General features: G+C 51.3%; 16 protein-coding genes. All 16 read right to left on the reverse strand.

Annotated features, from left to right (window positions below):
• Positions 1-21: 21 nt before the first annotated feature.
• On the reverse strand, positions 22-924 hold the full coding sequence (rpnB, locus tag EA14781_RS03560; RefSeq protein ID WP_000156138.1) for a recombination-promoting nuclease RpnB: 903 nt from the start codon (positions 922-924) through the stop codon (positions 22-24).
• A 196-nt stretch (positions 925-1120) separates the two neighbouring features.
• Positions 1121-1894 (reverse strand): histidine ABC transporter ATP-binding protein HisP, encoded by a 774-nt coding sequence (gene hisP / locus EA14781_RS03565; RefSeq protein ID WP_001293597.1) that lies wholly within the window; start codon positions 1892-1894, stop codon positions 1121-1123.
• 7 nt (positions 1895-1901) lie between these two features.
• A complete protein-coding gene (locus EA14781_RS03570) occupies positions 1902-2618 on the reverse strand; it encodes an ABC transporter permease (RefSeq protein WP_000569953.1) in 717 nt (238 codons plus the stop codon).
• On the reverse strand, positions 2615-3301 hold the full coding sequence (gene hisQ / locus EA14781_RS03575) for a histidine ABC transporter permease HisQ (RefSeq protein WP_000965523.1): 687 nt from the start codon (positions 3299-3301) through the stop codon (positions 2615-2617). The genes EA14781_RS03570 and hisQ overlap by 4 nt, the downstream gene beginning before the upstream one ends.
• 89 nt (positions 3302-3390) lie before the next feature.
• A complete protein-coding gene (gene hisJ, locus EA14781_RS03580) occupies positions 3391-4173 on the reverse strand; it encodes a histidine ABC transporter substrate-binding protein HisJ (protein WP_000747610.1) in 783 nt (260 codons plus the stop codon).
• 219 nt (positions 4174-4392) lie between these two features.
• Positions 4393-5175 carry a lysine/arginine/ornithine ABC transporter substrate-binding protein ArgT gene (gene argT / locus EA14781_RS03585; RefSeq protein WP_000748229.1) on the reverse strand — a complete coding sequence of 261 codons (783 nt, stop codon included), beginning with the start codon at positions 5173-5175 and terminating at the stop codon, positions 4393-4395.
• 252 nt (positions 5176-5427) lie between these two features.
• Positions 5428-5997: a flavin prenyltransferase UbiX gene (ubiX, locus tag EA14781_RS03590; protein ID WP_000819437.1), complete on the reverse strand. Its 570-nt coding sequence runs from the start codon at positions 5995-5997 to the stop codon at positions 5428-5430.
• 94 nt (positions 5998-6091) lie between these two features.
• Positions 6092-7609 carry an amidophosphoribosyltransferase gene (gene purF / locus EA14781_RS03595; RefSeq protein ID WP_000334209.1) on the reverse strand — a complete coding sequence of 506 codons (1518 nt, stop codon included), beginning with the start codon at positions 7607-7609 and terminating at the stop codon, positions 6092-6094.
• A 36-nt stretch (positions 7610-7645) separates the two neighbouring features.
• Positions 7646-8134 (reverse strand): colicin V production protein, encoded by a 489-nt coding sequence (gene cvpA / locus EA14781_RS03600; RefSeq protein WP_000262113.1) that lies wholly within the window; start codon positions 8132-8134, stop codon positions 7646-7648.
• 349 nt (positions 8135-8483) lie between these two features.
• Positions 8484-9134, reverse strand: a complete 651-nt coding sequence (dedD, locus tag EA14781_RS03605) for a cell division protein DedD (protein WP_000157027.1) — start codon at positions 9132-9134, stop codon at positions 8484-8486.
• Entirely contained in the window at positions 9124-10392 is a 1269-nt protein-coding gene (gene folC, locus EA14781_RS03610; RefSeq protein WP_001022586.1) for a bifunctional tetrahydrofolate synthase/dihydrofolate synthase, read from the reverse strand. Before folC ends, dedD begins: the two co-directional genes overlap by 11 nt.
• 69 nt (positions 10393-10461) lie before the next feature.
• Positions 10462-11376 (reverse strand): acetyl-CoA carboxylase, carboxyltransferase subunit beta, encoded by a 915-nt coding sequence (gene accD, locus EA14781_RS03615; RefSeq protein ID WP_000118400.1) that lies wholly within the window; start codon positions 11374-11376, stop codon positions 10462-10464.
• Between the two features lie 155 nt (positions 11377-11531).
• The gene (locus EA14781_RS03620; protein WP_000364341.1) at positions 11532-12191 is read right to left on the reverse strand and encodes a DedA family protein; all 660 of its coding nucleotides are present in this window, start codon (positions 12189-12191) and stop codon (positions 11532-11534) included.
• A gap of 26 nt (positions 12192-12217) precedes the next feature.
• Positions 12218-13030, reverse strand: coding sequence for a tRNA pseudouridine(38-40) synthase TruA (truA, locus tag EA14781_RS03625; protein ID WP_001283571.1), 813 nt, complete (start codon positions 13028-13030; stop codon positions 12218-12220).
• Positions 13030-14043, reverse strand: a complete 1014-nt coding sequence (locus EA14781_RS03630) for an aspartate-semialdehyde dehydrogenase (RefSeq protein WP_001289144.1) — start codon at positions 14041-14043, stop codon at positions 13030-13032. The genes truA and EA14781_RS03630 overlap by 1 nt, the downstream gene beginning before the upstream one ends.
• A 65-nt stretch (positions 14044-14108) precedes the next feature.
• Positions 14109-15245, reverse strand: coding sequence for a 4-phosphoerythronate dehydrogenase PdxB (pdxB, locus tag EA14781_RS03635; protein ID WP_000699171.1), 1137 nt, complete (start codon positions 15243-15245; stop codon positions 14109-14111).
• Positions 15246-15269: the final 24 nt, after the last annotated feature.

Below are 15269 nucleotides of genomic sequence, written 5' to 3' on the forward strand. Positions count from 1 at the left end.
TTAACTCCCGGTGTTACAGGGCTAGTGGCTTTGCGCGATAAGATCGTCTGGCGAAAGTCGGATCACCATAAGAACTAATTCTCTGTCTAAACCTCTCTCCAGCATCTCCTGAGCAATACGCAGGACTTCTTCGTGTTTGCCCTGCATTGCGCCTTCTTCACGTAATCTGTCAGCAATGGTCATCAGTTTCTCCTTTTCTTGTGGTGCGCGTTCTGTTATCTCACCAATAAATGCACGGAAACGCTGGGCATCCCCCGTTTGTAATACGTAATTAAACAGGGCTTTTAGCTGTCTGTCATTAGTGTTCCCTGTAACTAGCAGCGAAACAATTTGGTCGACTAATCCCAACAGATCGCGCTGACGAATATGTTTCTGAATTAACTCCAGTAACGCCATTTTGCGGTGTTGCATAATCTCGTCATCTGGCACCACGGTAATATCCACCAGCGGAAAAGCCGATGAATAAATTTTGCGGGCAATCGCAGGCTCGGCAAATTCATCAAGCCAGCAGAGAGAATAAGGATAAGGATAAGGATAAGGACTTCTGCAACCATGATAAAACAGCATCGGGATCACCAAAGGCAGTTCTTTATAGCCTGCATCAAGATGGTTTTGCATCGCCGCGATAGAATAGCGCATCATGCGAAAAGCCATTAATTCTTCCGGCTTACTTTGGTGCTCTATCACTACATAAATATAACCCACTCCCTCCTGCGTTTTCACAGACCACAAGAGATCGGAATAATATTGCCGCAGGTCTTCATCAATAAAACTATTAGGCTCCAGTTTGAGCGTCGTTAAGTCACATAGTTTGCGCAGCGGTGCGGGAAGATGAATATCAATAAAATCCCGCGCGGTGTCTGGATGGCGTAAAAAAGATTTAAATACCGCATCATGCGGCGTGGAAGTTGTCGATATGGTCATGGCGTTCCGTCACCCCTCAAAATTAAGATGACGAGACAATAACCTCCCTTTATAAGTAAGGCAGCAGGCAGTTTTTATATCTGGGCAGCGAATTCAGAACTATTTTAAGTGGACTGCAATATATACATTTCAGCGGAAGCTAACTCGCAAATTAGCCATGAAAATACTCCGGCAGCGTTAACCACCGGAGAGGAAATTATTTCAGCGATCCCTTAAGGAACTGTTGCAAACGAGGGCTTTGCGGGTTGCCGAATAACTGCTCCGGCGCTCCTTCTTCTTCTATTTTTCCCTGATGGAGGAAAATAACATGAGTAGAAACATGGCGGGCAAAGCCCATTTCATGGGTTACCACCACCATGGTTTTCCCCTCTTCCGCCAGTTTTTGCATAATGCGCAGCACTTCGCCTACCAGTTCAGGATCGAGCGCCGAGGTAGGTTCATCAAACAGCAGAACTTCCGGTTCCATTGCCAGCGCCCGAGCAATGGAAACACGCTGTTGCTGACCGCCGGAAAGATGCACCGGATATTTCCCCTGCGCACGTTCGTCTATACCGACTTTCGCCAGATACTTCACCGCCCGCTCGCGTGCTTCCTGTTTGCTCAGGCCCAGCACCTGAATCGGCGCTTCCATGACGTTTTCCAGTACCGTCATATGGCTCCAGAGATTGAAGTGCTGGAACACCATAGTCAGACGCGTACGTAATAACCGTAACTGATTTTTATCGGCGACTTTAAGTTGACCGTCTTTATCACGTACCAGATTGATCATCTGACCGTTAACCACGATTGATCCTTCGCTTGGTTTTTCGAGGAAGTTAATGCAACGCAGAAAGGTACTTTTCCCCGATCCCGACGATCCGATGATGCTTATGACATCTCCGGCGTTTGCTTGCAACGAGACCCCTTTCAGCACTTCATGTTCGCCGTAGCGTTTGTGCAAATCGATAACGTTTAATTTATTCTCGGACATCGTATTCTCAGTGCGTTGAAGAAGGTTTCACATGCTGCAACCAGCGTTTTTCCGCTCTGCGAAAGAGGCTGATCAGGACATAAGAGATAATTAAATAGAGTACCGCGGCAATACCGAAGGCGGTAAAAGGTTGATAGGTCGCGGCATTGATATCACGGGCAATTTTCAGCAGATCCGGCACCGTGGCGGTAAATGCCAGCGCAGTAGAGTGCAGCATCAGGATCACTTCGTTGCTATACGCCGGTAAAGCAATACGCAGCGCCGAAGGTAAAATAATGCAGTGATACATTTTAAAGGTCGAGAAGCCATAGGCTCTGGCGGCTTCAATTTCCCCATGCGGCACCGAACGGATTGCCCCGGCAAAAATCTCGGTGGTGTAAGCACAGGTGTTGAGCGTTAGCGCCAGCACGGTGCAGTTAAGGCCACTGCGGAAAAAAGCATTAAGGAATTCAGTTCCCTTAACAATCTCCAGCGTGTACATGCCGGAATAGAACACCAGCAACTGCACATACAGCGGCGTACCGCGAAAAATATAAGTAAATAGCCAAATCGGAAACTGAATATATTTATTACTGGAGACGCGACCAATCGCCAGAAACAGCGCCAGAACTCCGCCTATCACTACCGACAAAATCAACAGCCATAGAGTGATCGCCACGCCAGTAAAGCGATAACCGTCGGTCCACAGTAGCGGTTTCCAGTATTCATGTAATATTTCGATCACAGGTCGGCCCTCTTCACACCCATAGAGTAGCGGCGCTCAAGGAACAGCAGCACACCATTGGAAACGGTAGTGAAAACCAGATAAATCACGCCGCAGACGATGGCGAAATAGAACGGTTCCCAGGTACTTTTGCCCGCCAGTTGCGTGGCTTTGACCACATCTTCCAGACCAAGTAACGAAACCAGGGCGGTAGATTTGAGGATCACCTGCCAGTTGTTGCCAATCCCCGGCAGGGCATAACGCATCATCGCCGGAAACATAATCCGCCGAAACACTTGCCAGCGAGTAAAGCCAAATGCCGTCGCCGCCTCTATATGCCCTTTCGGCACCGCCATAAACGCACCGCGAAATGTTTCAGTGAAGTAAGCGCCGTAGATAAAACCGAGAGTGATAATACCGGCAACCATCGGGTCGATATCAATCTGTCCGACGCCCATCGCCTCCGTCACCGTGTTTAACGCAATCTGCAAACCGTAGAAAATCAGCAGCATCAACACTAAATCCGGCACACCACGAATCAGTGTGGTGTAGCCTTCAAAAATCAGCCCCGAAAGCCGGTTTTGCGACAGCTTACCGCCAGCGCCAATTAAACCGATGATTACAGCAAGCACTACAGAGCTGATAGCCAGCTCCAGCGTGACAAGCGCCCCCTGTAAAATAACGCCTGAAAAACCATACAACATGCTGCCTGTCCTGTTGTGTGTGGTGAATTACCGCCTCTTGTCTCCCTCCGGCTCTTCGAAGGGAGCGGGCTTTCTTTCACCGATGGCGATTAACCACCATAAACATCAAAATCGAAGTACTTTTTCGCTAATTTCTCGTAAGTACCGTCAGCGCGCATTTCGGCAAAGGCTTTGTTCAGTGCCTCGCGCAGTTCGTTATCGTCTTTACGCAGGCCCATGTCGGTGCCTACGCCAAACAATTTTTCATCTTTAACAGACGGGCCGCCGAATTTGTAATCTTTACCCACTGGCTGCTTGAGGAAACCTTCGCTGGCGGCTACTTCGTCCTGGAACGCGGCATCAATGCGCCCGGCAGTCAGGTCAGAATAAATATTGTCCTGTCCCTGATAAGAGACGATTTCAATGCCTTTTGGCGCCCAGTACTCGTTACCGAACGTCTCCTGCGTGGTGCCCTGCAGTACCCCAACCCGCTTACCTTTCAGTGAGTCAACCGTCGGCTGAGTGTCAGAATTTTTCGCGACCACCAGACGAGAATCGGCAGCGTACAGTTTGTCGGTGAAAGCAATTTCCTGCTGACGTTTTTCAGTGATGGAAAGCGATGACATGATGGCGTCTATCTTCTTCGCTTTTAATGACGGAATTAACGCATCCAGCGGATTCTCAACAAACGTACATTGCGTATTGATGCGTTTGCACAGCTCTTTCGCCAGATCGATATCAAAGCCAACCAGCTCGCCTTGTGAATTTTTTGATTCAAATGGCGCATAAGTCGGATCCGTACCAATACGGATATTTTGTGGAATTGCAGCAAGCGCCGCAGTTGCACTCGATAAGGCCAGAACCAGAGAGAGCGATAGCACCCGTTTTTTCATAATGTCCTCAACTGACAGTCTTTTTATAGGGAATATTTACAGGTTTGTTACACTTATCGTGCCATAAAATTAACCAATAAGGCAAAGTGTCCGGGCCATCTTGTTGTATTATTTTGCATTAAAATTGCTTAAGTATGCATTTCAATGCACCACAATAGTGCAACAAACCTGAAGTGCCCCTGATGAATGTCCCATCAAGTGCAGTTTCCCGGCGGCGAATTAATCGCCGTAGACATTAAAGTCGAAGTACTTTTTCGCCATCTTGTCGTAAGTGCCATCCTGACGCAGCTCGCCAAGGGCTTTATCAAACGCGGCCTTCAGTTCTGTATCATCTTTACGCAACCCTACACCCGTACCATCGCCGAAGTATTTTTTGTCTTTTACCGATGGGCCTGCAAAGGCAAAATCTTTACCGGCTGGCTGCTTAAGGAAACCTTCACTGGCAGCCACTTCATCCTGAAGCGCAGCATCCAGGCGCCCAGCAGCAAGATCGGAATAGACCAGATCCTGGTTGGCATAAGCCACTACATCAATACCTTTACTACGCCAGTTATCATTGGCGTAAGCTTCCTGAGTAGAACCTTGCAGCACGCCCACATGTTTACCTTTCAGCGAATCCAGCGTTGGCTGGATCGGTGAACCTTTAGCAGCAATCAGACGAGAGTCCGCGGCATACAGCTTGTCGGAGAAGGCTATCTCCTGCTGGCGTTTATCGGTAATGGAGAGCGATGAAATAATGGCGTCGATTTTTTTCGCTTTCAGTGAGGGGATCAACGCATCAAAGTCACTGGCAACCCAGGTACATTTCACCTGCATCCGTTTGCACATCTCGTTACCGAGATCGATATCAAAGCCAACAAAATCACCTTTGGCATCTTTCGATGAGAACGGCGCATAAGTGGTATCCGTCCCGATACGTACCGCCTCCGGCAGCGCCGCGTAGCTGGAAGCAGCTGCGGAAATACCGACTAATAAAGACAGAGCGAGAATCGACTTCTTCATACATAACCCTCAAGTGAGATGGCTTTTTTATGTTGTGTGTTTGCAGGCTCGTTCATGCAGGTCTTATGCCATCTTACCGACAATCAAAACATTCGACGTTAAATATGTTAATAAGACGTTGCATTATTGTCCTGAAGTTGAAGATAGCAGGTATGTCGGTTGGATCGCAGCGTTTCGCTTCAATGACAGGAACAAAATGTTGAGGATTTGATCGCGGTTGCAAAATTGCCCTGAAACAGGGCAATTGTGGGATTATGCGCCCTGCCAGCGAGCAAAAAGATCTTCAGGAAGCGTTATGGCAAACTGGTCAAGAACACGGTTAACTGTCTGATTTATCACATCATCCAGCGATTGTGGGCGATGATAAAACGCCGGAACAGGCGGCATAATTACCGCACCAATTTCTGCCGCCTGAGTCATTAAACGCAGGTGGCCTAAGTGCAACGGTGTTTCACGCACACAAAGCACCAGCGGTCGACGCTCTTTCAGCACCACATCTGCCGCACGGGTCAGTAAGCCATCAGTATAGCTATGTACAATGCCGGAAAGGGTTTTGATTGAACAGGGTAAAATCACCATCCCCAGAGTCTGGAAAGAACCGGAAGAGATACTGGCGGCAATATCGCGCGCATCATGCGTGACATCAGCTAATGCCTGCACTTCGCGCAGGGAAAAATCCGTTTCGAGAGATAGGGTCTGGCGCGCCGACTGGCTCATCACCAGATGCGTTTCAACATCTGCGACATCACGCAGAACCTGCAATAAACGTACGCCATAAATCGCGCCGCTGGCACCGCTGATGCCCACAATGAATCGTTTCATAAATAGTTGCCCTGTCAGACTTGCAGGCAGACTTTGCAGGATTTCGGCGGGAGTTGCAAGTCAGGGTGCCAGACCGACACCCTGAGCGAAGGTGTTATCCTTCGTTATGCATTTCCAGATTTTCCACTTCGTTCTGACGCTGCACCGCTTTAGCGTCGTCGTTACGTAAGGTATCGAGGAAATCGAGGTAGCCCTGATCAACATCTTTAGTCACATAGATGCCGTTGAATACCGAACATTCAAACTGATGAATATCCGGGTTTTCAGCGCGAACGGCTTCGATCAGATCGTTCAGATCCTGGAAGATAAGTCCGTCAGCACCGATGATCTGCCGAATTTCATCCACTTCACGTCCATGAGCGATCAATTCGTTAGCGCTCGGCATATCAATACCGTAAACGTTCGGGAAGCGGATTTCCGGTGCCGCAGAAGCCAGGTAAACTTTCTTCGCTCCGGCCTCACGTGCCATTTCGATAATCTGTTCAGAGGTGGTGCCACGGACGATGGAGTCATCGACCAGCAGAACGTTTTTATCGCGGAACTCAGCGCGGTTGGCATTTAGTTTACGACGTACAGACTTACGACGCAGTTGCTGGCCTGGCATGATGAAGGTGCGACCAACATAGCGGTTTTTAGCAAAGCCCTGGCGGTACGGTTTCCCCAGAATTCGGGCGATTTCCAGCGCAATGTCGCAGGAAGTTTCTGGAATCGGGATCACCACGTCGATATCCAGATCTTCCCATTCGCGGGCAATTTTCTCGCCCAGTTTCGTGCCCATATTCACACGCGCGCTGTAAACGGAAATTTTGTCGATGAATGAATCCGGGCGAGCAAAGTAAACATACTCAAACAGGCACGGATTGCTGACCGGATTGTCAGCACACTGGCGGGTAAACAACTGCCCTTCTTCAGTGATGTAAATCGCTTCGCCCGGTGCGACGTCACGCAGAAACTCAAAGCCCAGGGTGTCGAGCGCAACGCTTTCGGAGGCGACCATATATTCTGTGCGATTATCGTCAATATCGCGTTTTCCCAACACCAGCGGACGAATACCGTTAGGATCGCGAAAAGCAACCATACCGTGACCGATAATCATCGCCACGCAAGCATACGCACCGCGGATCAGGCGATTCGTCGCGGCAATAGCGGCAAAAATATTGTCGGCTTCCAGCGGGTAATGGCGGAAGTTGTCCAGTTCACTGGCGAAGATATTGAGCAGAATTTCCGAGTCGGAAGTGGTGTTGATGTGGCGGCGTTTTTCTTCAAACAGCTTTTTACGCAACTCATGAGCGTTGGTCAGATTGCCGTTGTGGGCAAGCGTGATGCCATACGGAGAGTTAACATAAAACGGCTGCGCTTCAGAAGCGCTGGAGCTGCCAGCCGTCGGGTAACGCACATGACCAATGCCCATATTGCCTTGCAAACGCTGCATATGGCGAGCATCAAATACATCACTCACCAGCCCGTTCGCTTTCCGCAAGCGGAAGCAGTTATTGGCATCAATGGTGATGATGCCGGCGGCATCCTGACCACGATGCTGAAGCACCGTTAAGGCATCATAAATCGACTGGTTAACCGGCATAACACCGGCGATACCGACAATACCGCACATACGTCTTTTTCCTCGTTAAGCCACATCTCAGAGCACTTACGCTCTGGGCAAGAAACTTGACGAGCTTTGCAGATAATCAAAAAACCATCTGATGATAAAACTGAACTGTGGGATCAGCTGTGATTTGCTCCAGTCTTCACTTTTCGATACCCCGGTAAAGGAGTCGAGAAAGAAGAGAATAGCGGCGACAATCAGCACACCACGCAATGCGCCGAAACAGACGCCCAGCACCCGATCGGTGCCTGACAACCCTGTTTTCTCCACTAACTGGCCTATCACAAAGTTCACGATAGCACCAACGATCAAGGTGGCGATAAACAGTACTGCGATGGCAATCCCATTTCGAACCAGTTCGTCTTCAAAGCCCGTAAACCAGACTGACAGGTAAGTGTAGTAATGGCTGGCGACAAAGAAAGCACAACCCCATGTCACCAGCGATAACGCTTCACGAACAAAGCCGCGGATCAGGCTTACCAGAGAGGAAAAAGCAATCACCGCGATTATGGCGTAATCAATCCAGACCATATGTGTCCCACGATTTTACGCCCTGTCATCCTGTTCGGGGCGCATTCTAACAGAAAAAGAAAACGTTTGCGTAGGGATTTCCTTCCCGCGCATCAATAAAAATGGCGCTGAAAAAATATTCAACGCCATCGACTTTTTATGCCTTTTGCGGCATTGGGCAACCATTGTCGGATGCGGCGTAAACGCCTTATCCGACCTACGGTTCTACCCCTGCGTAGGCCTGATAAGATGCGCCAGCATCGCATCAGGCAACGGCTGTCGGATGCGGCGTGAACGCCTTATCCGACCTACGGGACTCCCCTGCGTAGGCCTGATAAGACACGCTAGTGCCGCATCAGGCAACACCGTATTAATTCGGCGTATAGCCCATCACCACGCCGCTCAGGCCAGAAAGCTGTTTCAGTTCGCCAAGCGAACCTTTCAGCTTATCTTTCGAGGCATCAGGCCCAACAAGAATACGGGTAATTTTACCCTGCACTGGCGTGGATGGCGACGTATAAACCCGATATCCCGCACCGCGCAGCTTGCCGACAATCTCATTCACTTTATCGGCATTTTTCAGTGCGCCCAATTGAACCACGTAGGCTTTGCCCGTCGGCGCCGCTTTTTCTTCCACAACCGGCTTCGGTGCTGGCGGCGCTTCAACCTTAAGCTTAAGCAGCTCCACCGATTTCGGCTTCGGTGGCGCGACCGGCGCGGGCTCCGGTTCAAACTCGGTATTATTGGCCGCAATGGTTGCCGGATCGAGCGACGGTGCGGCGGCATCACCCGCCCGCACCTCTTCCGCCGCGCCTTCCGGCGGCTGCGTAGGCAGCGCCTGGGTGGCGGCTGGCATCATATCGGGTTCATCACGATCGCCCGGCTTTGGCACCAGAGGGATCGCAGCGAACTCATCCTGATAATGTTTTTTCTGCCCGTCGAGCAGCCCCGGAAGCACAATCACCCCCAGCGCCACCAGCACTATTGTGCCTACTAACCGATTCTGAAACTTACTCGCCACCGCTTCTCCTCGCGTCAATCACTTCCATGACATGTGCGACCGTATGGAACGAACCACACACCAGCACGGTATCTTCCGCTTTAGCGTCCGCCATCGCGGCATCCCATGCCTGCGCAACGCTATCAAATCGTTTGCCGTTCCCCAGATGTTCCAGCAGTTGCTCTGCTGTGGCACCACGCGGCCCTTCCAGTGGCGCACAATACCAGTCATCAACCACGCTTTTCAACCAGGCCAGAGTTCCGGCAATATCTTTATCATGTAGCATACCGATAACCGCCAACACACGCCCGTTTTTCGGTAACGCTTGCATACGCCCGGTGAGATATTCCGCCGCATGAGGATTATGGGCGACATCAAAAATAACACGTGGCGACTCGCTCACAATCTGGAAACGTCCTGGCAAAATTGCGCTGGCAATGCCGTCGCGAATTGCCTGTTCACTGACGTCAAGGTCGCTGGCTCGTAGCGCCGCCAACGCCGTTGCGGCATTCGGTTGCGGGACTAGCGGCAACGGCAGATTTTCCAGCGTGCCATGCGCATCGGTAAACGACCAGTTATGATCGGTCACGGAATAACTCCATTCAACGCCACAACGCTGCAACAATGCGCCTTTCTCCTGCGCCACATCAGCAATGGTGTAAGGCATTATCGGCTCGCCGACAATCGCCGGTTTTTCGTGGCGGAAAATCCCCGCTTTCTCGCGACCAATGCTTTCACGATCCGGCCCCAACCAGTCGGTATGATCCAATGCAATGCTGGTCACCACAGCGACATCGGCATCGACAATGTTAGTCGCATCCAGGCGACCGCCCAACCCCACTTCCAGGATCACCACATCGAGTTGCGCCTGTTTAAACAGCCACAACGCCGACAGCGTACCGTATTCAAAATAGGTCAGGGAAATATCACCGCGTGCGACCTCTATTTCAGCAAAAGAGGCGGTATGCGCGGATTCCGGCAATTCCTGGCCTTGTACACGAACTCGCTCGGTATAACGCACCAGATGCGGCGAACTGTACACACCGACTTTGTACCCTGCCGCCATCAGTATCGATTCCAGCGTACGGCAGGTTGTACCTTTGCCATTAGTGCCTGCGACGGTAAACACAAACGGTACAGGTTTGAGGACGCCGAGACACGCCGCGACCTGACTTACACGCTCAAGACCGAGATCGATAGTTTTACTGTGCAGGTTTTCCAGATAAGAAAGCCACGAAGCCAGAGGCGACGCGGCTTGAGGAATGCGTTTGATATTCATGGTATCCGCTGATTCGTTACGAGGTGAAAAGCAAAAGGGCAGAGCCAACGGCCCTGCCCTTATCAGTTATCAGGCCTCAGATTCCTGATCCGGTACCGGAGGCACCACTTCGCCTTCACGCGGCGCATCAGGATTCGGCGCTGGCAGATTCATCAGCTTCGCCAGAATGCTGGCCAGTTTCAGGCGCATTTCCGGGCGACGGACGATCATATCGATGGCGCCTTTCTCGATCAGGAATTCACTGCGCTGGAATCCTGGCGGCAGTTTTTCGCGTACAGTCTGCTCAATAACGCGCGGACCGGCAAAGCCAATCAACGCTTTCGGTTCAGCAATGTTGAGATCGCCCAGCATCGCGAAACTTGCAGAAACACCGCCCATGGTCGGGTCAGTCAGCACGGAAATATACGGCAGTCCGCGCTCCTGCATTTTTGCCAACGCGGCAGAAGTTTTCGCCATCTGCATCAGCGACATCAGCGCTTCCTGCATACGCGCGCCACCAGAAGCGGAGAAGCAGATCAGCGGGCAGTTATCTTCCAGCGCCTGTTCGACAGCACGCACGAAACGCGCACCAACCACGGAACCCATTGAACCGCCCATAAAAGCGAATTCGAATGCCGCAGCGACAACCGGCATCCCATACAGGGTGCCTTTCATCACGACCAGCGCATCTTTTTCGCCGGTTTCTTTCTGCGCAGAAGCCAGACGGTCTTTATACTTCTTGGAGTCACGGAACTTCAGCACGTCTTTTGGCTCAAGCTCGCTACCCAGCTCCACAAGGCTTCCTTCATCTAACAGGCTATGCAGGCGATTACGCGCCGTCATGCGCATGTGATGGTCACACTTCGGACAGACCTCAAGATTACGCTCCAGCTCAGCGCGGTATAAAACCTGACCGCAGCTATCACACTTAGTCCACACCCCTTCAGGAATGCTCGCCTTGCGGGTGGGAGTAATGTTGCTTTTAATTCGTTCAATCCAGCTCATTAGGGACCTTTCTGTCTGAACCTGGTTCGATGCCAGTTTTATCTTTGGGGACGCATAATGCCATTTTTGCCCCCAACAGACCATGAATGTTGCACATTAAAACATAACAGCCCGAAACTTTGGATAAAAAAGTGGTCGAACCGCGGAGTTACTTTTTATTTTGCGGCGCGTGCCGCAGCGCGTTTGTGGCGAATAAATTCGAAAACACCTGGCAATATTGAAACAAAAATAATGCCAACAATCATCAGTTTAAGGTTGCTCTGAATGAAGGGGAGCGTTCCGAAGAAATAGCCAGCGTAGGTAAAAAGCAGTACCCACAACAACGCGCCAATCACATTGAAAGCGGCGAAATGACGGTACGACATGTGGCCCATCCCCGCGACAAACGGGGCGAACGTTCTGACGATAGGCACAAAACGGGCAAGAATAATGGTTTTGCCGCCATGCTTCTCATAAAACTGATGGGTTTTATCGAGATAACTGCGACGGAAAATCTTCGAATTGGGATTGCTGAATAACTTCTCACCAAACAGTCGGCCAATGGTGTAGTTGACCGCGTCACCGACAATTGCGGCAATCAGCATCAGTACGACCATCATATGAACGTTGAGATCGTTAGTTTCCAGTGATGCCAACGCTCCGGCAACAAACAGTAGAGAATCACCAGGCAAAAACGGCGTTACCACCAACCCGGTTTCGCAGAACAGAATCAAAAACAAAATGGCATAAACCCAGACGCCGTACTGCGCGACCAGCTCCGCCAGGTGCACATCTATATGCAAAATAAAATCGATGAGGAAATAAATCAGGTCCATATTTGCCTATGCCTTGTGCGACTAAATTAGTCCGCCAGAAACAGCGGGCCCATTGGTGGTTTTGGAAGATCAAATCGGTCTGGATAATCCACCGCGACCAGATATAGCCCTTCCGCTTTCGCCGTTGCTGCCGCCAGCGTTCTGTCTTTTGCCGCCAACAGCTCTGCTATCCAGCTCTCCGGCTGGTGGTGGGCGCCGACTTCCATCAGGCTACCGACAATATTCCTCACCATGTGATGTACAAAGGCATTTGCTTTGATATCCACCACCACATAAGGTCCGTGACGCGTAACGTTGATATGCATCACGTTGCGCCACGGTGTCCGGGACTGGCACTGCACCGCGCGAAACGAGGTGAAATCATTCTCGCCCAGCAGGCATTGCGCAGCCCGATGCATCCGCTCGGCGTCCAGTGGTTCGTAAAAGTGAGTCACACCTTTACTCAACACCGCCGGGCGCAGTCGATGATTGTAGATGATGTAGCGATAACGGCGAGCCGTAGCGCTAAATCGGGCATGAAAATCATCTGGTACAGCTTTAACCCAACGCACGGCGATATCACCAGGTAAATTCGCATTGACGCCTAGCGTCCATGCGGCATCCTTACGCAGAGCGGTAGTTTCGAAATGCACCACCTGCCCCGTACCATGCACGCCTGCGTCAGTACGCCCGGCGCAGAACACGGTGATCGGTTCGTTCGCCACCTGCGAGAGCGCTTTTTCCAGTTTTTCCTGCACACTGCGTACTTCGTTTTGCCGTTGCCAGCCGTAATACTTACTACCGTCGTACTCAATGCCCAGCGCAATTTTATAAACTGGCGATGGTTGCTGGTCGGACATCAGTACAGATACTCCTGCACCAGTTTCTCAGCGATTTTCACAGCCATTAGCGCACCGCCAAAGCGAACGTTATCGGCAACAGACCAGAACTGAATTTGCTCCGGCATACCGTAGTCATTGCGCACGCAACCAACAGACAGATGCGGCGTACCGGAAGCGTCGCCGACCTGAGTCGGGAACTCGTTCTCTTCGGAAAGCACAATATCTTCGCCTTGCGCAAAAGCATCACGCGCTTCTTCCGCCGCCAGCGGACGCAATGCTTCAAAGTTCACCATCTGGGCGTGACCATAAAAGACGGGTGACTGCACGACGCTCGCTGAAATCATCAGCCCCTCGTCCTGCAAAATTTTGCGGACTTCATCGACGATACGACGCTCTTCGCGCACACTACCTTCCCTGTCCGGCAATAACGGCAGCATGTTGAACGCCAGTTGACGACCGAAGAAATCATCTTCATCAATCGGAATGCCGTTGAGCAATTTTGCGCTCTGCCCGGCTAAGGCATCGACCGCTTTTTTACCCTGAGCAGAGGCAGAAATCAGGCTGGTAACGCTAATGCGCGACAAACCGCCCTGATCGATTAACGGTTTCAGCGCCGCCAGCAACTGACTGGTCAGGCTGTCCGGTACGGCAATAACGTTGCGGTTACGGTAATCGGTCAGCACGAACGGGTTCACTTCCGGCACCACCAGCGGTACATCGGGTTCGAGGGCAAACAATCCGCTGCTATCAATGACCAGGCACCCTGCGTTGGTCGCTTCTTCAACCCAGCTCGCAGTGGCTTCTTTGCCAGCGACAAAAAACGCCAGCTGCGCCTGCGTCCAGTCGAAATCGACGACATCCTGCACGATGATTGTCTTACCACCAAAGCGCAGATGTTCACCTGCGCTTTCGTTACGTGCCAGTGCATAAATTTCTCCAACCGGGAACTGACGTTCAGCCAGCGTTTCGAGCAGGGCTTCACCCACAGCGCCAGTTGCGCCCAGGATGGCAATGTTCCAGCCTTCAGACATGGTGGTTTACTCCAGAAATAGCAAAACTCCCTGCCGATATTACAGCAGAGAGCATGAAGAAGAGATTAACGTGCCGGATGATGAACGGCGTTAAAACCCAGTTTACACAGTAATGCCGCCGCGCTGGCGTCATCACACATCACATACAGAGACGACCATTCACGGCGCTCAAGGTAATTTTTGCGCAATTTATCGAACTCACCCGGAATCCCAGCAACTTTGCGCAGTGGCGCATCATCGCGGCGCACATCATACACCAAATGCACCAGCCTTTTTAGCGTTGGCTGATCGAGAGAACCATGTAGCGTAATGCGACCAAACTCCGGCGCAGGCAGCAACGTATCCAGCGCAACGTGCTGCTCATGACCGATAAACTTGCTGTAAGCTTCAAACACTTGCGTTGTACCACGCGCTTTCCCTTCCAAGGTATAGCCCGCGATATGCGGCGTACCGATATCTACTTTTTTCAGCAGCTCCACATTGAGCTCCGGTTCGCCTTCCCAGACATCCAGCACTACGCTCAGCTTCTGGCCTTCGTTCAGACAGGTCAGCAGCGCGGTATTATCGACAACCGCGCCACGACAGGCGTTAATCAGAATCGCCCCCGGTTTCAGTCTGCGAATCAGTTTTTCGTCCGCCAGATGCTGCGTTTTATACGGCCCGTCTTTGAACAGCGGCGTATGGAAAGTCAGAATATCCGCTTGTGCAACTAACTCGTCCAGCGAGCGAAAATCGCCTTCATCTCCACGATCGGCGCGTGGCGGGTCACACAACAAAGTGCGAATGCCTAAGGCTTCCAAGCGCGCCTGTAATCGACGACCGACGTTACCGACGCCCACGATACCAACAGTACGCTCATGCAGTGAAAATCCATCACGCTCAGCAAGCATTAGCAGTGATGAGAAAACGTACTCCACGACGGCAATTGCATTGCAACCTGGCGCTGCGGAAAAGCCAATCCCCGCCTGTTTCAACCATGCCTCATCAACATGGTCGGTCCCCGCAGTAGCAGTACCGACAAATTTAATGGATTTTCCGGCCAGCAAAGATTCGTTCACCTTCGTGACCGAACGCACCATCAACGCATCTGCGTCATCCAGTTGTGCAACGGGAATCGGACGACCGGGAACCGCTTTCACCTCACCCAAACGGCTAAATAATTCACGGGCATAAGGCATATTTTCATCAACAAGGATTTTCACGTTTGTGGTACCTGTATGAGACGA

The organism is Escherichia albertii NBRC 107761 = DSM 17582, assembly GCF_000759775.1.
GTDB classification, from domain to species: domain Bacteria; phylum Pseudomonadota; class Gammaproteobacteria; order Enterobacterales; family Enterobacteriaceae; genus Escherichia; species Escherichia albertii.